Here is a 20,391-nt window from a genome sequence, read left to right on the forward strand (position 1 = left end):
CGTTTGAAAAATCCGTGGGTATGCCGAGCACATATTTAATTTCCATAAATTTATGCCACTTCACACTTACGGGCATCGAACATCTGGTCCATCGGTCTGGAGTTTCGTAAAATCGCGCCGAGCGCGGTCGCTCGTTTAGCTAACACGAAGAGGCTGTATGGGAGCGCAGGACATAATCGGGGCAATAACTGGCGGACTCGTCCAGAGTGATCGCCTGCTGAAGCTGGATACGTCACTGGGAAATAATGTCCTGGTGCCCCAGCGAGTCGTTGGTCATTCTCGAATTGGCCGTCACTATGAGTTCACAGTTGATGTCGTGTCTACCTCCGATACGATTGAACTCAAGAAACTGATCGCCCAACCGGTTACGCTTTGGGTTCAGCAGACCGATAGGTCCTATCTGCCTCATCACGGCTATGTGCATACCGCGCGGCGTCTCGGATCGGACAGTGGCTTGACGAGTTATCAGATCGGTTTCGCATCGTGGATGCACTTTCTGCGCTTCCGTAAAGACGCGCGAATCTGGCAGGACAAGCCAGCCGACGAAATCCTGACCGACGTCTTCAACATACATCCGCAGGCTCAGGGTGCATTTCGCTTTGCCCTGAGCAAGCCCTTGCCCTCGCGTTCGTTCTGCATGCAATACGAGGACGACTGGAATTTCGTCCACCGATTGATGGAAAACGAGGGGCTATTCGGATACTTCGAGCAGGCCAGCGACGGACAGTCCCATACATTCATCCTCACGGACAGCGTGGACACGTTCCAGCCACTTTCGCCGCAGAGTGTTGAGTTCTATCGCGCGGGCACGAATAGCGAAGCCGATGCGCTAGTGCAGTGGTCGGGAACGCGAACACTTCAGAGCACGACGCTCACAACGCGCACCTTCGATTACAAGGCACCGGGCTCGTCCTTTAATCCGAAGGGCACCAACGTTCCGACGCTACCCACGCAGGGGAACTTACCCCAGCAGACTGAAGTGTATGAATACACGGGAGCCTATACCTACGGCAAACAGGACAGGGGCGATGCGCTGTCAAAAATCCGTATGGAAGAGTGGGAGTCGCGGGCAAAACGGTTCTATGGCTCAAGCGGTGTGCGTGGTGTCGATGCGGGTCGCTGGTTCGATCTGGATGATCATCCCGGCCATGCGACAGATAGCCAGCAAAACCGCCAGTTTGCGATTATCGAAACCGCCTGGTTCATCGAAAACAATCTGCCGGTGTCCAGTCAGGCTACCGATTTCCCGCACAGTCTGAAGAGCGAACTCGCCGCTGTAAAAGCTAACCATGCCGGTCTGAAAGTCACACACGCGGATGGCAGCGAAGGTTTCTTTTTCGTTGAGATCGAGGCACAACGCAAGGTGGTTGCATATCGCAGCCCCTTCGAACATCACAAGCCAGCAATGCACTTGCAGTCGGCAACTGTTGTCGGCCCTGCGAATGCAGAGGTCTATACCGATCCGCTGAATCGGATCAAGGTTCGCTTCCATTGGGATCGGCTCAATAGCGGCGACGAGAAAGCATCGTGTTGGGTGCGCGTCGCGATGTCCGATACCGGCGGCGGGTACGGTGGTGTGCATGTGCCAAGAGTCGGCGAAGAGGTCCTGATTAGCTGGATAGACGGCGATTGCGATAGACCCCTCGTAACAGGCCGTGTTTACAACGGCGCGACGAAACCGCATTGGCATTCCAACGGTCTGCTATCGGGCTACAAGTCAAAGGAATATCAAGGCAGCGGCTACAACCAGATGGTGATGGACGACTCCAGTGGTCAGAACCGTGTTCAGCTTTATTCAACGAGTACAAACGCACATTTGCATCTGGGTTACCTGATCGCACAGACCGGCAACACTCGCGGGGCCTATCTCGGCAGTGGCTTCGACCTGAAATCGGATGCTTACGGCGCGGTGCGTGCGGGCCAGGGCCTGTATGTCACAACCTACCCGTCGACCGAACAGCCACTGGATGCACGGCAAACAACCTCACAGTTAGTGAATTCGGAAAGCGTGCTGGAAGCGATGTCGAATGCCAGCACGACACATCAGGCAGAAAGCCTCAAAGATGGCTACGACTCGCTGAAGTCATACACGGACGCGACACAGAACAGCGTGTCGGGTTCGTCGTCAGGCGGTAACACAGCGGGCGGTGGAACCGGAAACGCGAATGCGTTCAAGGAACCAGTCATATTGGTCGGTAGCCCTTCCGGCATCGCCTTGTCCACGCAGAAATCTGTTCACATCGCCAGCGACGCACAGACCAACCTTGTGAGTGGACAGAGCACACATATCGCTACTGGTAAATCGCTCATTGCGAGCGTTGCGGAAAAGCTCAGCCTGTTTGTGCAAAACGCTGGGATGAAGCTCTTCGCGGCCAAGGGTAAGGTCGAAATCCAGGCGCACTCGGACAACATCGAACTGACGGCACAGAAGACGGTGAAGTTACTGTCCGCGACGGAAAAGATTGAGGCCGCAGCGAAGCAGGAAATCCTGCTGACATCGGGTGGCGCATACATTCGCATCAAGGACGGCAACATCGAAATTCATGCACCGGGCAAGATTGATATCAAGGGGAGTCAACATAGCTTCAACGGGCCGGCGGACATAAGCTATGCCTTGCCATCTCTTCCCCTCGCTGCTGCTGATGATGAAGAGATTGTCGAACAGAGTTTCGTGTTAATGGAGAACGGCACCACGCCGGTCGAAGGCTACCACTACGACCTATATAGCGACGGCGATCTCCATACGAAGAAAGGCCAATATTCCTCCGGCGAAACAGTGAGCGTTTCAGGGCAACCTTCCTTGAAACTAGTCACGTGGATCGCAGGAGACTCAGCAAGGAAAAGCGCATGACCAGTTCCAATCCCTCCGACACACAACTGACCGCAAGCGCTCCGGCGGCGGCACAGCCTATTGATGCGCAGACGAAGCAACTTGCGGCAATGGCTTACGGAGAAGCATCTTTACAGGACAATTCCGATGAAATGATGGCTATCGCTAGCGTCCTTGTGCGGCAACGCGACTCCCGCGGTTATTCCAACATGGCCACGTTCACAAAAAATGATCCAACATTTTCATTCGTGATTGGTGATGGCAACGCCCGCTACAACAAAATGATGAAGGCGACGGCTGATCAGATTGGGAAGGATCCTGCCATGCAGGCTGCAATCGCAGCCGCACGCAACGCATTGGCGGGCGGCCCAGATAAATCGAACGGCGCTTATTTTTGGGATGGCGCCGATATTAAGTCAAACTATGACAACCATTTTAAAGTAAGACACGGCATAAAAATTACCGATCCAAGTCATAACATATATGACATCAAGGATTCTACTAAACTGGTAATTTTATACAAGATCGTAAAAACCAAAGATAAAAAAACCAAAAAAGTAAAAACTGAAAAAGTCGAAACGGGACGTTATGACCACGTTTACGATTCAACAGCAGGCATCGGCGGGACAATTTTTTGGAAATACAATCAGCAATACCTGGACGTTACGGGTGGGAGTGAATATCGATGAAAAGCGCGTTCGCCGCAATGATCATGGTTGCATCCAGTATCGGATGGGCTGCCCCCCCAAGCGAAAACCTGGTTAAAAGTTGCCTTCAGGCACGGGCAGTCGCGCCCTCCGTTACCATCCGAAACATTAACGTCGACGAAATTTTCCAGGAGGATGACTATGCTGACGGATTCAATGCCGGCTATATCTTCAAATATGGGGGTGTCGATATTGGCTACGCCGAAAGAAAATCAGATAAGGCGTTAATTTATTCTGGAAAGATTTATCAACTGTCCAAGGCCATACCCATTGTAAATAACGACGAGGTTAAGCCAACGGCATTCAATCCGACACTAGCGCAATGGAGTGTTGCCAAAGAAGGAAAGCATCAGTATTTCTGTGTTGGTTTCAATTTTGACGGACTTGGACAGAGCGGCTCATTTCAAAATGTGCACGGAGGTTATCTCTTGAATTTAAAAAACAGGGATTTATATTTTGCTGTGCGTGACATCAGACAATGATTCTGGACGGGATAGGTGCGGTCCGTGCGAATCGCACCGTTGCCCGTTATCCGCCTGCTCTTACCTTAAGCCCCAATGCATCGAGCGAGTTTGTACGCGAGATGGAAATGGGTCTTAACTTTTCTGCGTGGCCTGGGTTAGGAGCGTGAAGAGTATCCGGCATCGGGTTTGCCGGATCACCGCTAGCAGGCAGGCGAGACGCGCCAAGCACGGCCAAATGCGCAGAAGGCCGCGTCGAGGATAGGGTTGAGTGCGCCCCGTGCGTGGCACCCGATAAAGACAACTCTGGCAAAGTTGGTCGTCTCGCGACACGTCAAGATCGCTGAACAGCGTGCACAGGTTGTTACCGAGCATTTTTGCGCCAAAGTTCTGCTGCCATACCTGGCAATCCAAGCGCGTGACAACTGGGAGGGACTGAAGTGATACGTATGGCAGGAGCGTTCATGATTGCTCTGTTGTCGCTCGTTAACTATGACGTGGCGATTGCGCAGACGCAGCCGTCGCAGGATGAACAGACGCTCTGCAGTGAAGACGAGTACGTCTATTTCAGTTGTCCGTTGGAGAATCAGAAGACGGTTTCCGTCTGCGCCAAGGACAACACCACTCCCAACCGAGGCTACGTACAGTATCGATACGGCAACAAGGGCGATGCATTCGCATTTCCACCTGAGAATGTTCCGCCGGCCAGAACGGTCAAGATCACCGACGTCTCCGAAGGCAGTATCCGTGGCCTGCATTTAAAGTTCTCGAAAGAACCGTACACGTACGTCGTGTCCTCGGTCTCGCCCGGTGATATCTATGTATCGAAAAATGGGAAGATTATTTTCGATAAAAAATGCAGGCCTCAAGCTACAAGAGTTTCTCGAACAAGATTTTCGACGGGCTCAACGAGGCACCCGTGACGAAAGTCGATATGCACTGAATGATGTTCATTGATCTGACCGGATCGCGAAGAGCAGAAACCGCTCCTACGCGACCGAGGGATAAAACGCACTACGACTGTGGAGCTGGCGGCGACACACTCACCCTGTGACGTTGATGCAGTCGTAAGCTCAGACGAGCTTCGACAACGTATCCTCGGTCGTGTCGACCACCAGCAAACCAGCACGCAAACCCGGCTTCACCGTCGCGTTCGGAAACACGAGACGTTCTTCCTCATGACGCACGATGTAACGATAGTCGCCGTCGCGGGCGAGCAGCGTGTCTTTCGCGAACGGCGTGAAATTGGCGACATCAGCCGCCACCAGCAACTCGAACGCATCGCTTTGCTTGGTGAGCTGATCGATCACGGTGAACACGCGCGGTAACTGCGCTGGCGCGTTGCCATGCGTGCCCGCCAGCAGATGACGCACCGCTTCATCCGCGCCTGAGAAACGCGCGAGATCGTTCTGTCCAAATGGCCGCACCTTGCCGAGTTCGAGCGTGCACGCTTCAGCGCCGCACGCGTGCGCGGTGAAATGCGAATACGTGTTGCCCTTGGTGGTGTGCAACAGCACCGCACTGATACGTGCTTCGCCGAGCCATTCGAACATCGCGCGCGAAAACGGCTTGCCGGTATGCGGCAGCAGCGCGAACTGCTCGAAAGCCGATGCGCGAATCGCCGTATGCATGTCGATATGCCAGCGCTCGCCGGGCGCGTTCGAGTCAGAAGCCGACGCCGAGGCCACCGCCGCCCCCGAACCCGAACCCGCGAAAAACCGCACCGCGGCCTGCTCCAACGCCGCAGCGCGCGGCGCTTCATAACTCTGCGGCACTTGCAGATGCCGCCCGCTAAACAACCGGTTCAAATCGTCATCGCGATAACGGCACGCGTCGCGCATGGCGTCGACATTGCCGAGAATCACCAGCAAGCGGCAAGTCAGCGCGGCGACGCCTTGCGCGATATCGCGCACCAGATACGACAGCAATTCGATCGGCGCCGTTTCATCGCCATGCACACCCGCCGACACCAGCACGCTGCGCATCGCGCCCTGCCCTTGCGCGGCGGGTTCGATCAACAGCACGCCGTCATCCAGCCACGACCAACGCGCGCCGCTATCACACACACCCTGCGTTTCATTCGCGGCAGGCCGCGTACCCGCTAGCGTGTAAGCGAGAAAATCGTCGAGCATGGCGACCGTCATACCGTGCTCAGCGCTGGAAGTCATACAGCGAACCCAGACCGAGAATCTGCGTCAGCTCGTCGAGCGCGGTGCGCGACTCGTGAAGCAGATGCGGATCGGTCAGATCGGACGGCGCGAGACGATCGCGATAGTGCTTCTCGATCCACGCATCCAGACGGCCGAACAGCGTGTCGTTGATCCACACGCCCGGCGTCACGGCCGCGCGCTCCGCGTCGTTCAGCACCACCCGCAGACGCAAGCACGCCGGGCCGCCGCCGTTCTTCATGCTTTCGCGCAGATCGAACACGAGCACGTCGTCGATCGGGCCGGTGTGCGACGTCAGATCGTCGAGGTACGCCGCCACCCGCGCATTTTCGCGGCATTCCTGCGGCACCACCAGTACCTGCTTGCCGTCGGGACGCGTCAGCAACTGGCTGTTGAACAGATACGACGTGACGGCATCGGACACGTTCACTTGCGCGTCCGGCACTTCGATCACGTTGAAGTCGGCCTTGAAACCCAGCAGCTTCGAGCGCAACTCGTCGTACACCGCGCTCTGGTCGACGAACGCCAGTTGATGACAGAACAACGTGTTGCGATTGCCCACCGCGATCACGTCGTTATGGAACACGCCCGCGTCGATCACGTCGGGGTTCTGCTGCGCATACACCGTGGCCGCCTCTTCGAGGCCGTGACGATGCGCGACCGCGCGGCTCGCCTCGAACGTCTGGCGTGCCGGGAAACGCTTCGGTTCCGGCCCGCGACGATACTCGCTGCGGCCATACACGAAGAATTCGACCCCACGTGTGCCGTATTCCGAGCAGAAGCGCGTGTGATTCGCGGCGCCCTCGTCGCCGAGCGCGGGCGTGCCGGGCAGCGCCTCGTGCACCGCGAAACGGTCGGCGTCGCTGAACATCGCGCGCAACGTGCGGCGCGTCGACTCATGCTCGATCGCGCGATGTAGCTTGCTGCACAGATTGGCCGGCGTGAAATGCACGCGGCCGTCCTGCGTATCGGCGGAGGGGCTCACGGTCGCCGCATTCGCGGTCCACATGGCCGACGCCGAACTCGCCGCCGCCAGCAACTCGGGCGCGTCTTTAGCCACGCGCGCGATCACCGTGGCGTCGTCGCCGGAGAAACCGAGTTCGCGCAACAGGCGCATCGACGGACGCTCCTGCGGCGGCAACACGCCCTGATGAAAACCGAGGTCGGCGAGTTGCTTCATCTTGCGCAGACCCTGCTTGGCGGCCGCCTTCGGATTCGCTACCGACTTCTCGTTGTTCTGCGACGCGACGTTGCCGAACGACAGTCCCGCGTAGTTGTGGGTCGGGCCGACCAGGCCGTCGAAATTGGCTTCAGTGGCTTGCATCGTCGATCCTTAGAATTGGAGGCCCGGCGAGACGCTCGCGGGCATTTGCAGTTGCGCGCTTTCGACGGAAGCCATCGGGAACGCGCAGTAATCGGCGGCGTAATACGCGCTCGGCCGATGGTTGCCGGAGCGCCCCGGACCGCCGAACGGCGCGCCGGAAGACGCCCCGTTGGTCGGCCGGTTCCAGTTGACGATACCGGCGCGGATGGTGCGCTGGAAATGCGTCCACAGGGCTTCGTCGTCGGCGAGCAGGCCTGCGGAGAGACCGAACTCGGTGTCGTTGGCCTTCTCGATCGCTTCGTCGAAACTGCCGTAGCGGATGATTTGCGCGAGCGGGCCGAAGTGCTCTTCGTCCGGCAGATCCTTCACGTGAGTCACGTCGAGAATCGCGGGCGTGACGAAGCCGAGGTTCGGGTCGCGCTGTTCCATTTTAAGCAGGGCGTTCGCACCGTCGGCGAGCAAACGTTCCTGCGCGGCGACTAGTCGCGAAGCCGCGCGCGCCGAAATCACCGCGCCCATGAACGGTTGCGGATCGGCGTTGTATTCGCCCACGGTAATGCGCGCGGTGACTTCCGCGAGACGCGCGAGAAATCGGTCGCCGAACGCGTCGTTCGGCACGAAAATCCGCCGTGCGCAGGTGCAGCGCTGCCCCGCCGACAGAAACGCCGACTGGATCGTGTGGTGCACGGCGGCGTCGACATCAGCCACAGGTCCAATCACGAGCGGATTGTTGCCGCCCATCTCCAGCGCCAGCACGATCTCAGGACGGCCGCCGAATTGCTTGTGCAGCAGCGTGCCGGTATCCGAGCTGCCGGTAAAGAACAGGCCGTCGATCTGCCGATGATTCGCCAGCGCAATACCCGTCTCTTTCTCGCCTTGTACGAGGTTCAGCACGCCCGTCGGCAAGCCCGCATCACGCCAGATCTGCACGGTGAGCGCCGCGACAGCCGGCGCCAGCTCGGACGGTTTGAACACGACCGCATTACCCGCAATCAACGCCGGCACGATATGTCCATTCGGCAAATGGCCCGGAAAGTTATACGGCCCGAACACCGCCACCACGCCATGCGGACGATGCCGCAACACGGCGGTGCCGTCGGCCATGGCGGAGCGCTTTTCGCCGGTGCGTTCGTTATAGGCCTGAATCGAAATCTCGACCTTCGCGGCCATCGACGCCGCTTCGGTACGCGCTTCCCACAACGGCTTGCCCGTCTCACGGCCAATCGCTTCGGCCAGCGCTTCCTTGCGTTCGGTCACGAGTGCAGCGAAGCGGCGCACCACGCCGCAACGCTCGTCGAGGCTCAACGCCGACCACGCGGCGAACGCGCGGCGCGCGCTGCGCACGGCGCGATCGACGTCGTCCGCCGACGCGCTATGGCCTTCCCACACCGTCGCGCCCGTACCGGGGTTACGCGACGCGAAAACGGGTCCTGTGCCGGCGGCCCATTCGCCGTCGATGAAAAGCTCGCTCATGATCATCCTTGTTTGTGTTTCTGCGGCAGCACGCGCACGAGGTCGCCTGCCTTGACGTCGAGCGCGGCGGCTTCGGCGGCGCTCAGGCGGAACACGCCGTCCTGCGGCACGCCCGCCACCACGCCGACGCGAAAATCGCCGAGCGACGTGTTCGATACCATCGACTTCGGCCCATCCTTCAACGCATCCGAAGTCGCGGCGGCGATCTCAACCGGCACCAGCACGCTCTCGCGCACCGTGCGCAAGTCGGCGATATGGCATTCGAGCACCGGACCGGCGTCGAAAATATCGACGTGATTCTCGTAACGTAGCCCTTCCGTTTCGAGCATGCGGCGCGCCGGAATCGTGTCGTTGTGCGTGAGACCGACGCAGTCCTGCGCCTCCTGCGGCAACAACTCGACATACACCGGATAGCGCGGCATCAGCTCGGCGAGGAACGCCTTGCGGCCGTGCGAACTCAGATAGTCCGCCGCGTTGAAATCGATCTGATAGAAATGCGAGCCGACCGCGCGCCAGAACGGCGACGTGCCGTCGGCATCGAAATGACCGCGCAATTCCGCGCACAGACGCTGCGGAAACCGCTCGCGGAACTGCGCGAGAAACATGAAGCGCGAGCGCGACAGCAAACCGCCCACCCCGCTCGTGCGATAACGCGGGCTCAGGAACAGCGAGCAGACTTCGGCGTAACCCGTCAGGTCGTGCGAGATGTTCAGCGCGCGCATCCGCGTCCAGATGCCGAGGTCCTGGCTCGCGTGCACCACCGTGCTCACGCGATAGTTGTAGAACGGCTGTTGCAGACCGACCGCCGTTTCGATACCGCACACGCCGGCTACGTCGCCGGTGTCGGTGTCTTCCATCACGAAGAAGTAGCCGGCTTCATGCGGCTCGGCCTTGTCTTCCATCGTGCGGCGCGCGCGTTCCACCCGCGCCGCCAGCGCGTCGCGATCCGGCTTGAAGGTGGTGAGACCCGGGCCGGTTTCCTGCGCGAGCCGCATCAGCGCGTCCACATCGCCTCGTTGCACAACGCGAACGACGATCATTGTGCGTCTCCCCTATGTTCATCCTGATGCGGCGCGTGCAGCGGCACACAGCGCACCGCGTCGCCCTCGGTCACGCCGAGCGCGACGCGCGACGCGTGCGGCAGTGCCGCGCCGCGGGTCTTGTCCGCTGCGTTGTTCGCTGCGTTGCCCGCGTCCAACTCGCCGAGCACGCAACGGAATTCGCCGTCGGCGCCGTTATGGGCGATCAGATACGTCGACCCGTTCGCCGCGGCGGCCGCGTCGTGCACCACGCGCGTTTCGTTGCGCGTGACGCAGGCGCTGCGATCCACCTGCGCGGTCAGCACCGGGCCCGCGTCGAAAATATCGATGTAGCGGTCGGTCTCGAAGCCTTCTTCCTGGTGAATCTCATACGCGAGCAAGGCCTTCGAATCCGGCTCGCCGAGCACGCGCTGCGCCGCTTCCGGCAGCAACGGCACATACACAGGGTACGTGGGCATCACTTCGGCGATAAACGTGCGGCTGCGGCCGCCCGATTCGATTTCGATGTCGGCGAAATCGCGGCCGAAGAACTTGCGCCCCACCGCTTCCCAGAACGGCGACACGCCGTGCTCGTCGGTGACGCCAAGCAGCAGCGAAAACACCTCGGACGTGAAGCGCTTGCGATTCGCCGCGATGTACATCATTCGCGCGCGCGACATCAGATGCGCGGCGGCGTCGCCCCGCAGCGACGGATCGATGTAGTACCCCGCGAGCCGGCTCTTGCCGGTCAGTTCATGCGACATGGTGAGCGCATGAATCTTCCGATTCACGTGCAGTTCACGCGACGCATGAATCAGCGCGTCGTTGCGAAACGCGTAGAACGGGTCCGAATAACCGGCTGCGGCGACGATGCTCGCCGTGCCCATCAGCTTGCCGGTTTGCCCGTCTTCGAGCACGAACAGATAGAACTCCTCACCCGGAAAATCGACGTCCGCGCGAAACGAGTCTTCCGACAACGCGATGCGCGCTTCGAGCGCGCCCCGGTCGTGCGGGAGCGAATGCAGCACCGGTTGCGCGGTGCGCGCCATCTGTTCGAGCGCGTCGAGATCGGCGAGGCGGCTGGGGCGTACGAAGAGCATCATCGTTCCTGTTGAATGTGACGCATGATTCCGTGCTTGTGGCTCGTCATCGGTCTTGCGCAAAAAATCACTTCGACGTTGCCTCGGCCTTGGCGCCGGCGATCTCTTCGATCGCCTTCGCCAGACGCGCGAAGCCTTCGTTCATATCGTCGAGCGGCATGACCAGCGACGGCACGAAACGCAGCACGTCCGGACCCGCCATCAGCATGATCACGCCATGCTGACCCGCCGCGGTGACGAAATCTTTCGCGCGGCCCTTGAAGGCGTCGGTCAGTTCGGCGCCAATCAGCAGGCCTTTACCGCGCACTTCCTTGAACAGACCAAAACGCTCGTTGAGCTTCGCGAGGTGGCCCTTCAGCGCGTCGCTGCGGGTGCGCACGCCTTCCAGCAGCTTCGGGTCGCTGATCAAGTCGACGACCTTCTCCGCGATGGCCGCGCCCAGCGGATTGCCGCCGTACGTCGTGCCATGTACGCCGACCTTGAAATGCGCGGCCAGTTCGTTCGTGGTCAGCATCGCGCCGATCGGGAAACCGTTGCCGAGCGCCTTCGCGGTGGTCAGGATGTCCGGCGTCACGCCGGTTTCTTCGTACGCGTAGAAGTAGCCGCTGCGGCCCACCCCCGTTTGTACCTCGTCAAAAATCAGCAGGGCGCCGTGCGCGTCGCACGCTTCGCGCAGCGCTTTCAGGAACGCGGGATCCGCCGGGATCACGCCGCCTTCGCCCTGAATCGGCTCGACGATCACCGCGCAGGTTTTCGCGCCGATCGCCTGCTTCGCCGCTTCGATATCGTTGTACGGCAAATGGACGATGCCCTGCGGCACCGGGCCGAAGCCTTCCGAATACTTCGGCTGACCGCCCACACTCACGGTGAAGAACGTGCGGCCATGGAACGACTGCGTGAACGAGATGATCTCGACCTTGTCGGCGCCATGACGCTCGAACGCGACGCGGCGCGCCAGCTTCAGCGCGGCTTCGTTCGCTTCGGCGCCCGAGTTGGCGAAGAAAGCGCGGTCGGCGAAAGTCAGGTCTTCGAGACGTTTGGCGAGACGCAGCACCGGTTCGTTGGTATAGCCGTTGCCGATGTGCCACAGCTTGCCGCCCTGCTCGTGCAGCACTTTCAGCAGTTCGGGATGGGCATGACCGAGCGCGGTGACGGCAATGCCGCCGGCGAAGTCGATATAGTCGCGGCCTTGCGTATCCCAGACGCGTGAGCCGAGACCGCGATCCGGCACGAAGGCAGCGGGCGAAAACACCGGCACCATCACTTCGTCAAAGGTCTGGCGGGTCACTGTCAGGTCGTTCATGGCAAATCCTCGTTACGGGTGAGAGGTAGTACAGGTAGTGTAGGAAATCGTAAGCGAACCGTCTTGCGCATACGCGACGCTTTCTATGAGCTTCGGTGCGCAGCCGCTGGCTTTCAATCCGCCTGATCCGGCCGTTCGATCAGCGCGCCCGGCCGCGGTTCGCTGGCCGCCGCGCCGCTCGCGCCGGTCTGCTTGTCGATCCAGTTACGACGATCCTCGCGCGGTGTGACATCAAAGCGTTCGCGGTACGCATTCGAAAAATGCGCCGCGGACGAAAACCCGCACGCGAGGCTGATCTGCACCACCGATTTACTGGTGCGCTGCAACTGCGTGCGCGCTTTGGACAAGCGCAAGCCCAGATAGTATTTGGACGGCATCGAGCCGAGATACTGGCGAAACAGCCGCTCCAACTGTCGCCGCGACACGCCCACCAGATTCGCGATGTCGTCGGTCGTCAGCGGGTCTTCGATATTCGCTTCCATCAGCATCAGCGCGTCGTTCAAACGCGGATGCCGTTCGCCCGGCGCGGTCACGAACGGAATGCGCTGCCGCTCTTCGCCCGCGCGCAACACGCCGACGCCGAGCGTATCGGCAATCCGCTCGGCCAGTTCGGGACCGTGCTCGCGGCCGATCATCGCCAGCATGAAGTCAACGGTCGCCTGGCCGCCCGCGCAAGTCGCGCGATCGCGGTCGATTTCAAAGATCTGCTGGGTGACGATGGAGCGCTCGAACTGCTCGGAGAACTGCTGGTAGGTTTCCCAGTTGACGCTCACGCGATAGCCGGACAACTGCCCCGCCATCGCGAGCCACCACACGCCGTGATGAATACCGGTGACGAGCGGCGTGCGCTGTCCGACACGCGACAGACTGGCGAGAAACAGACGGTAGTCGGCGAACTGCTGGAACCGTTCGCTGACGATAATCAGCCAGTCGCACGACACCGCGTCGCCGAACGCGGCGTCGGCGGGCCACTGCGCGCCGCCCGCCAGCGGCACCGCGCGGCCGTCCCACGAACAGACCTGCACGCGGTACAGCGCGCGGCCGTCGATCTCGTTGGCGAGATTGAGCGCGTCGACGATCGGCCCGACGCCCGACATCGACACGGGCGGCAAGGCGACGATAGCGACCTGGGTGGTGCGGGCCGGGCTGGACGTGCGAGCCATCAAGTGAAGCGGCGCGAGCCGCGCGTTACTTCAGACTGCCGGACAGGAACTGCTTGAGCCGTTCGCTGCGCGGCGTGGTCAGCACGTCGGCGGGCAAGCCTTCTTCTTCGGTGCGGCCCTGATGCAGGAACATCACATGGTTCGACACGTTGCGCGCGAAACCCATTTCGTGCGTGACGACGATCATCGTGCGGCCTTCTTCGGCGAGCTTCTGCATGACCTTCAGCACTTCGCCGACCAGTTCGGGATCGAGCGCCGAGGTGGGCTCGTCGAACAGCATCACGTCCGGATTCATGGCGAGCGCCCGGGCAATCGCCACGCGCTGCTGCTGACCGCCCGACAGATGCGACGGATACTGCTTTTCCAGACGCGGCGCGAGACCGACCTTTTCGAGGTACTCTCGCGCGCGCTCTTCGGCTTCGCGACGCGACATGCCGAGCACGTGAATCGGCGCTTCGACGATGTTCTCGATCACGTTCATGTGTGCCCACAAGTTGAAGTGCTGGAACACCATCGCGAGTTTCGTGCGGATGCGTTGCAGCTGCTTGTGATCGGCAACTTCCAGATTGCCGGCGCGGTCGGCTTTGGTCTTGACCGCTTCGCCGTCCACAACGATCTGGCCGGCGTTCGGCCGTTCGAGAAAGTTGATGCAGCGCAGGAAGGTACTCTTGCCCGACCCGCTCGCGCCGATGATGCTGATCACGTCGCCCTTGTTCGCGTTCAACGAGACGCCCTTGAGCACTTCGTTATCGCCGTAGCGCTTGTGGATGTCCTGTACGGCGAGCTTGCAAGCTTCGGTTTGAGTCGTGTGGAGCAAGATGCTCTCCCTTTGAAAATACGGATCAGTCTTCGACGGCGCTCAACTACTGCGATGCACTGAGCGCCCGATGCCAATGTTGCACGATCGATTCAGGTCACGCCGCAGGTCAGTGCGTGCGCACCGCCAGGTAACCCAGCCAGTGACGCTCGGCGCGGCGGAAAATTGCCACCAGCGCGAACGACACCACCAGGTAAATCAGCGCCGCGAGGCCGAACGAGTCGAACGAGCGATACGTGGCCGAATTCGCGTCGCGCGCCACCTTCAGAATGTCCGGCACCGTGGCCGTGAAGGCGACCGTGGTGGCGTGCAGCATCAGGATCACTTCGTTACTGTACAACGGCAGTGCCCGGCGCAGCGCGGACGGTATCACAATGCGCCGGTACATCGTGAACCAGCTCATGCCGTAGGCACGGGCCGCTTCCACTTCGCCGTGCGAGGTCGAACGGATCGCGCCGGCGAAAATCTCGGTGGTGTACGCGCAGGTGTTCAACGCGAAGGCCAGAATCGCGCAGTGAAAACCGCTGCGGAAAAACGCGTCCAGCAACGCATGCGAGCGCACGAATTCGAGGCTGTACATGCCGGTATAAATCAACAACAGTTGCACGTACAACGGCGTGCCGCGAAACACGTAGGTGTAGAGACGCACCGGCGTCGAGAGCCAGCGTTTCTTCGACACGCGCGCCACCGCCAGCGGAATCGCCCCGAAAAAGCCGATCCCGACCGACGCCACCAGCAGCCACAACGTCACCGCGAGACCGGACAGACGCTGGCCGTCCCAGTACAGAAACGCGCGCCAGAATTGATTGAGAATGTCGATCATGGTCTTAGAGCTCCGCGTGGCGCACGCCGGTCGAATAGCGCTTTTCCAGCCAGATCAGCACGAGGTTCGACACAGTGGTGATCGCCAGATAGATGGCCGCGGCGATCAGGATGAAGAAGAACATGTTGAAGGTGCTTTTGCCGGCGTCCTGCGCGGCTTTCACCACGTCGGCGAGACCGATGATCGACACCAGCGCGGTGGCCTTGACCAGCACCTGCCAGTTATTGCCGATGCCCGGCAGCGCGAAACGCATCATCTGCGGAAACAGGATGCGGGTGAACACGCGCGCGCCGCTCATGCCGAACGCACTGCCCGCTTCGAGCTGGCCGCGCGGCACGGCGAGAAACGCGCCGCGAAAGGTCTCGGTGAAATACGCGCCGTAGATGAAGCCGAGCGTTAGCACGCCGGCCACGAACGGATCGATGTCGAACTGCGGCAGATTCAACGCGTCGGTGAAGTTGTTGACCGCGATCTGGATGCTGTAGAACAGCAGCAGCATCAGCACGAGGTCGGGCACCGAGCGGATCAGCGTCGTATAGCCGGTCGCGACGGCCCGCAGCGGGCGATTGAAGGAGAGTTTCGCCGCCGCACCCGCGAGGCCGAGCAGCACGGCGGCCACCAGCGACAGGACGGACAGCTCGATCGTCTGGATCGTGCCGGCCAGCAACACCGGACCAAAGCCGTATAGGAACACGCGTGTCTCCATCCAGGTTGATTGAGGATGTGCTTGCAACGCGCCGACGGGTATCAATCCGCTTGCCCGACGCGTTCAGCATGGCGCGGAGTCTCCCAAGCGAAAATTAATTGCTCAAATGGTGCGGGGGTGGTGTGTTGCGACGCAACATTGCGCCGTTTACCGGACGGGAGCGCTGGCAGCGCTTGGTTTTGCAGGGGATATGTTGTTGTAAGGCGTGGCGCGGGTAATAGATGCCGCCGCGAATTAGCAAGTTTCGGGTCGCTTTTTCGATAGACGCGACGCGGCCGGTGCGGGCGGAATTGGCGGTCCGGTGCGGCTGAACATGCCGGAACGCACCTGAGCGCGCCCGAGCGTAGCCGGACGCACCCGCAGCCACCTAAGCCCTTCAGTCCATTCCCAACCGCGACCGGATTGCCGGCAGCATGTGCTCAACTGCCGCCCGCCCTTCTTCTATTGCCGGCCCGGCTCGATGAAAGTCGAAGATCCCCATGCCGCCCAGCCGCGGCTGGATCAGGATATCCGCCGGTTCGCCGGCCAGCCGGCTGCGCGTAATACGCACCTGCATGATGTCGATGCTCTGCGCGATCGAACTCAGCATCGACGGTACGCGCGCGCTCGGTGCGGGCGGCACGCGCACATCGCGCGTGACGGGCGTGTCGGCCGGTGCCAGCCAGCGCGGCCACGGCTTGCCGTTACGACGCAGCGAGACCGGCAGTGGCGCGTCCGGATCGATGGCGGGCGTGTCGACCACCGCGCCGCCGAAGTCGCGGCCATTCAGAATGTCGTTGTTCAGATCCACCGCGATCACACAGTCCGCGCGCATGCCACGCGCGACCGACACCGGCACCGGATTGCTCAACCCGCCGTCCACGAGCCACACGCCGTTGTGCCAGACCGGCGTGAAAATGCCCGGAATCGCAATCGATGCGCGCACCGCGTCGGACACGCTGCCGTCCTGCAACCAGGTCTCGCGGCCGCTGTCGAGTTCGGTCGCGACCGCCGCGAACGGCATGTTCAGTTGCGCGATCGAGCAGCCGTTGAATTTGTCCGCGAACAGCTTGATCACTTTGCGTCCGCCGAGCAGGCCGCCCGAGAAACGCAGATCGAGCAGGCGCACCACCGTCTGCCAGGTGAGCCGCGAGACCCATTCCTCCAGCCAGTCGAGGTCGCCGTTCGCGTAGACCGCGCCGACCAGCGCGCCGATCGACGTGCCGCACACCACGTCCGGCTTGATGCCCGCGTCGTGCAGCGCGCGAATCGCACCGATATGCGCCCAGCCGCGCGCGGCGCCGCCCCCCAACACCAGCCCGATACGGCTGTATCGACGTCGACGTATCATTTTTTCCCCGTCTGTTGTCGTCTAGCGCCCGCGGATCACGTCCGAGCGCGATGTCGTATAAACCTTGTGAAACTCGTCGAAGTGCACGTTGAAAATACCCTCTTCGGTCACGCCGCGCTCGCGCCACTTCCAGCTCCACACCGTCTCCGGCTTGAGCGGAAAGACCGCGACCTGGCCCGGCTTGCCGAGCAGGCGGCGCACTTCGTCCTCGCTCATGCCGGTGTGAATCTTCGCGAAGTTGGCCGCGGTCAGCACCTGCGTGATGGCCTGCAATTTACCGTCACGGTCGATATCGACCATATACGTGTTCAAGCCTTCCGGCCCGCGCGGATACTCGAAGCGCTTCGAACCGTCGGTGAAGGTGCGCTCGGTTTCCGGCTTGCCCATCTGATCGCGGATTTGCGCTTCGGTCGTGACGCCCGGCGTCATGTCCTTCAGCAGCAGCGCGTCCGGTTTGACGGCGTTGAAGAATGCCTTAAGTTTTTGCACGGCCTGGTCGCTCTGTTGTTGGTCGCAGCCGGTCAGCGCGACGCACGCGGCCAGCATGACGGCAATTAGCGGTTTGAGACTCACAGCGGATTTCCTGTACCGATGCGGCGGCGTAACGGTCCGCATCGCGGTGGGTGTTGTGTAGGGTGTACTACAGGATAACCGTGTGCGGAGAAAACCGCGAGCGAGGTGGGTGTGGGGTGTTTGCGCGCGACGCGACGCGGCACGCAAAAAAGGCGACGCTGTGCAAAGCGTCGCCGACGGTCGATACGGTCAACCGGGAAAATCAATGCGGACGATGCAGCGACCGCCAGGTCACCGGCATCGAAGCGCCGCCGTCGTGGCACGACGAACGGCGCGCCAGGGACGACACGCAGCGGTCCGCTCCGAACGTGACGGCGAGCGACCTTAGCCTCTCGCCTTGCGCCAGCGCCGGTGTGACGGACCGCTGCTTGTATGGCCGCCCTGGTCCCTCGATAAGCCTTCCAAGTGCACTTAATCTAAATGGATTGGCGGGTTTAGACGAGAGCGCGTTTACACCGAATTGGCAGAGGATTCGCAAGCGGCGCGCGGCACGAGCCAGCGCCCCAACCTCAAGGCAAAGGAAAACTGCGATCGAAACTCGCGCGCACATCGAGATGCGCGCGGATCACGTTGGCGGCTTCGTAGGTATCGGCGGTGCGTTGCTGTGCGGCGACGACGCTGTCGTCGATCGCGACCGGATGCACCTGGCCGCGTTGATAGACGGTTTTCAGCACATCGGTCGGCAACCCGGTGACGCGCGACTGCATCGCCGCGACTTCGTCGGGATGCGAGAGCGCCCAGCGCTGACCGATCGCCACGCGACGCAGAAAGTCCGCGAGTTGGACACGCTTGTCGGCGATCGCGCGTTCTGTCGCGACCTGATAGCTGAGTCCTTCGGACAGTCCCACGCCGTTCGCGATGAGGCGGTCGTGATCGCGCGCTTCGGCGAGCGCGGTGTACGGGTCCCACACCGACCAGGCATCGACGCTGCCCGACGCGAGCGCCGCTTTCGCATCGGCGGGCGCGAGGAAAACGAAGTTGACATCGCCCGGCGCAATGCCCGCTTTCTTCAACGCAGCCAGCGCGAGATAGTGGCCGATCGAGCCGCGCGTCGTCGCAATCCGCTTGCCCTTCAAACTCGCCGTATCGTGCAACGACGAATGCTCGCTCACGACAATCGCCAGATCCTGCGGATTCGAACGGGTCGCCGCCACGGCCCGCACGCGCGCGCCCGCTGCGAGCGCGAACACCAGCGGCGCGTCACCGAGACCGCCTACGTCGACGGCGCCCGCATTCAACGCTTCACCGAGCGGTTGCGCCGCCGGAAAGTTGAACCATTCGATTTTGTACGGCAGGTCTTTCAACTGGCCGGACGCTTCGAGAATGCCGCGCGTTTGCAAAGCCTGATCGCCAACTTTGAGCACGGGCAGATCGGCCGCGTACGAAGGCAGCGTGCACAGCATGGCCGACAGCGCGAGCACGGCGCGACCAAGCGGCCTGGACACGACGAGGGGAGCGAGAGAAAAACGGAAAGTCGTCATGGATGCGTTTGCGTCGAGGTTTTAAGCGCTATGGCCGTTGACGATAAGGCCCCTCTCCGTATAAGACAAACGCATTATTCTGCTAAGCAAATATGCAAATTTTCTTCGGCACCGGAGCGTGGATGCGAGACGCCGCGGGTATCATCGACGCCACCGATCACGCGCGTTTCACGCGCCATCACCCTCGCTCAACTCATCATGAAGATCGACGAAATCGACGCCTATGTCACTGTGATTCGCTGTCAGTCGCTGCAACAGGCGGCGCTCGCGCTCGGCCTCACGCAACCGGCCATTACGCGCCGTCTGCAGAATTTCGAAGAGGCGCTCGGCGTCGAACTGCTCGACCGCAACACGCGGCCCTTGAAAGCGACCGCCGCGGGCCGGGTGGTCTACGAACAATGCCGCGTGATCCAGCGCGAACTCGACGTGCTGCGCGAGATCGTCGCCAGCGACACGCCGCCGGTCGGCACGCTGCGGTTAGGCGTCGCGCAGACCATCGCGGATATCGCGCTCAGCGAAGCGATGCGCGGTTTGAAAGCGGCCTACCCCGAGTTGCAGCCGCGCGCGTCGACCGGCTGGGGCAGCCAGCTGCTGCAACGGCTGGAACAAGGCGAACTCGACGCCGCCGCGATCCTGTTGCCGGCCAACAAGACCTTCGACGACACCCTCACGGCGCGCTCGCTCGGCCGCATCAAACTCGCGGCGGTCGCGCAAAAAGGCCTGCTGAAAAAGCGCGCGCATACGCTGGCGGAATGCCAGTCGATTGGCTGGGTGTTGAATCCGGACGGCTGCGGTTTCCGCGACGGCCTGCAACGCGCGCTGACGGGTTTGGGGCTGGCGTTGAAAATGAATCTGGAAACGCTCGGCACCGAGTTGCAATTGCAACTGGTCGCGGATGGCAATGGACTCGGTCTTGTTCCGTTGCCGCTACTTCAGGCCAGTGCTTACGCCGATAAGCTCGATGTCGTATCGATCAGCGACTTCAAGCCGCTGATCGATATCTGGCTCGTGCATCCGCGCGTGCTCGGCAAATTGCAGCAACCGGTGGAGCGCTTCGGCGCGGCGATTGAACGGCAGTTCAAGGAGAATCGAGGGCAACGCGCGGCCTGAGCG

The 20,391-nt window shown here is 61.2% G+C and carries 18 protein-coding genes; 5 read left to right on the forward strand and 13 right to left on the reverse strand.

Annotated elements, in window-relative coordinates; all coding sequences use genetic code 11:
- The first annotated feature begins 157 nt into the window (after positions 1–157).
- From FA94_RS11650 to FA94_RS11665, 4 genes are all read left to right on the forward strand, one after another.
- Complete coding sequence (locus FA94_RS11650; RefSeq protein ID WP_035551074.1) at positions 158–2,851, forward strand: type VI secretion system Vgr family protein; 2,694 nt, start codon at positions 158–160, stop codon at positions 2,849–2,851.
- Positions 2,848–3,519: a hypothetical protein gene (locus FA94_RS11655; protein WP_051980533.1), complete on the forward strand. Its 672-nt coding sequence runs from the start codon at positions 2,848–2,850 to the stop codon at positions 3,517–3,519. The genes FA94_RS11650 and FA94_RS11655 overlap by 4 nt, the downstream gene beginning before the upstream one ends.
- Positions 3,516–4,019, forward strand: coding sequence for a hypothetical protein (locus FA94_RS11660; protein WP_035551077.1), 504 nt, complete (start codon positions 3,516–3,518; stop codon positions 4,017–4,019). The genes FA94_RS11655 and FA94_RS11660 overlap by 4 nt, the downstream gene beginning before the upstream one ends.
- 443 nt (positions 4,020–4,462) lie before the next feature.
- Positions 4,463–4,921, forward strand: coding sequence for a hypothetical protein (locus tag FA94_RS11665; protein ID WP_156126611.1), 459 nt, complete (start codon positions 4,463–4,465; stop codon positions 4,919–4,921).
- Positions 4,922–5,071: 150 nt separating this feature from the next.
- On the opposite strand, the gene astE is transcribed toward FA94_RS11665, so the two are convergent.
- From astE to FA94_RS11730, 13 genes are all read right to left on the reverse strand, one after another.
- Complete coding sequence (astE, locus tag FA94_RS11670) at positions 5,072–6,166, reverse strand: succinylglutamate desuccinylase (RefSeq protein ID WP_231584937.1); 1,095 nt, start codon at positions 6,164–6,166, stop codon at positions 5,072–5,074.
- Positions 6,150–7,490 (reverse strand): N-succinylarginine dihydrolase, encoded by a 1,341-nt coding sequence (gene astB, locus FA94_RS11675; RefSeq protein WP_035551083.1) that lies wholly within the window; start codon positions 7,488–7,490, stop codon positions 6,150–6,152. Before astB ends, astE begins: the two co-directional genes overlap by 17 nt.
- A gap of 9 nt (positions 7,491–7,499) precedes the next feature.
- Positions 7,500–8,963: a succinylglutamate-semialdehyde dehydrogenase gene (gene astD, locus FA94_RS11680; protein ID WP_035551085.1), complete on the reverse strand. Its 1,464-nt coding sequence runs from the start codon at positions 8,961–8,963 to the stop codon at positions 7,500–7,502.
- 2 nt (positions 8,964–8,965) lie between these two features.
- The gene (gene astA / locus FA94_RS11685; protein ID WP_035551087.1) at positions 8,966–10,003 is read right to left on the reverse strand and encodes an arginine N-succinyltransferase; all 1,038 of its coding nucleotides are present in this window, start codon (positions 10,001–10,003) and stop codon (positions 8,966–8,968) included.
- Positions 10,000–11,082, reverse strand: coding sequence for an arginine/ornithine succinyltransferase subunit alpha (gene aruF, locus FA94_RS11690; RefSeq protein WP_035551090.1), 1,083 nt, complete (start codon positions 11,080–11,082; stop codon positions 10,000–10,002). Before aruF ends, astA begins: the two co-directional genes overlap by 4 nt.
- Positions 11,083–11,149: 67 nt before the next feature.
- Entirely contained in the window at positions 11,150–12,385 is a 1,236-nt protein-coding gene (locus FA94_RS11695; RefSeq protein ID WP_035551093.1) for an aspartate aminotransferase family protein, read from the reverse strand.
- Positions 12,386–12,498: 113 nt separating this feature from the next.
- A complete protein-coding gene (locus FA94_RS11700) occupies positions 12,499–13,548 on the reverse strand; it encodes a GlxA family transcriptional regulator (RefSeq protein ID WP_035551096.1) in 1,050 nt (349 codons plus the stop codon).
- Positions 13,549–13,573: 25 nt separating this feature from the next.
- A complete protein-coding gene (locus tag FA94_RS11705; RefSeq protein WP_035551098.1) occupies positions 13,574–14,365 on the reverse strand; it encodes an ABC transporter ATP-binding protein in 792 nt (263 codons plus the stop codon).
- A 109-nt stretch (positions 14,366–14,474) separates the two neighbouring features.
- Positions 14,475–15,188 carry an ABC transporter permease gene (locus tag FA94_RS11710; protein WP_035551101.1) on the reverse strand — a complete coding sequence of 238 codons (714 nt, stop codon included), beginning with the start codon at positions 15,186–15,188 and terminating at the stop codon, positions 14,475–14,477.
- A gap of 4 nt (positions 15,189–15,192) precedes the next feature.
- Positions 15,193–15,882: an ABC transporter permease gene (locus FA94_RS11715; protein ID WP_035551104.1), complete on the reverse strand. Its 690-nt coding sequence runs from the start codon at positions 15,880–15,882 to the stop codon at positions 15,193–15,195.
- 388 nt (positions 15,883–16,270) lie between these two features.
- A complete protein-coding gene (locus FA94_RS11720; protein ID WP_035551107.1) occupies positions 16,271–17,224 on the reverse strand; it encodes a patatin-like phospholipase family protein in 954 nt (317 codons plus the stop codon).
- Between the two features lie 21 nt (positions 17,225–17,245).
- Complete coding sequence (locus FA94_RS11725) at positions 17,246–17,797, reverse strand: lipoprotein (RefSeq protein ID WP_035551110.1); 552 nt, start codon at positions 17,795–17,797, stop codon at positions 17,246–17,248.
- A 509-nt stretch (positions 17,798–18,306) separates the two neighbouring features.
- Positions 18,307–19,200: an ABC transporter substrate-binding protein gene (locus FA94_RS11730; protein WP_051981210.1), complete on the reverse strand. Its 894-nt coding sequence runs from the start codon at positions 19,198–19,200 to the stop codon at positions 18,307–18,309.
- 276 nt (positions 19,201–19,476) lie between these two features.
- On the opposite strand from FA94_RS11730, the gene FA94_RS11735 reads away from it, so the two are divergent.
- A complete protein-coding gene (locus FA94_RS11735) occupies positions 19,477–20,388 on the forward strand; it encodes a LysR family transcriptional regulator (RefSeq protein WP_035551115.1) in 912 nt (303 codons plus the stop codon).
- The last annotated feature ends 3 nt before the right edge of the window (positions 20,389–20,391 follow it).

It is taken from the genome of Burkholderia sp. 9120 (assembly GCF_000745015.1).
Classification (GTDB): domain Bacteria; phylum Pseudomonadota; class Gammaproteobacteria; order Burkholderiales; family Burkholderiaceae; genus Paraburkholderia.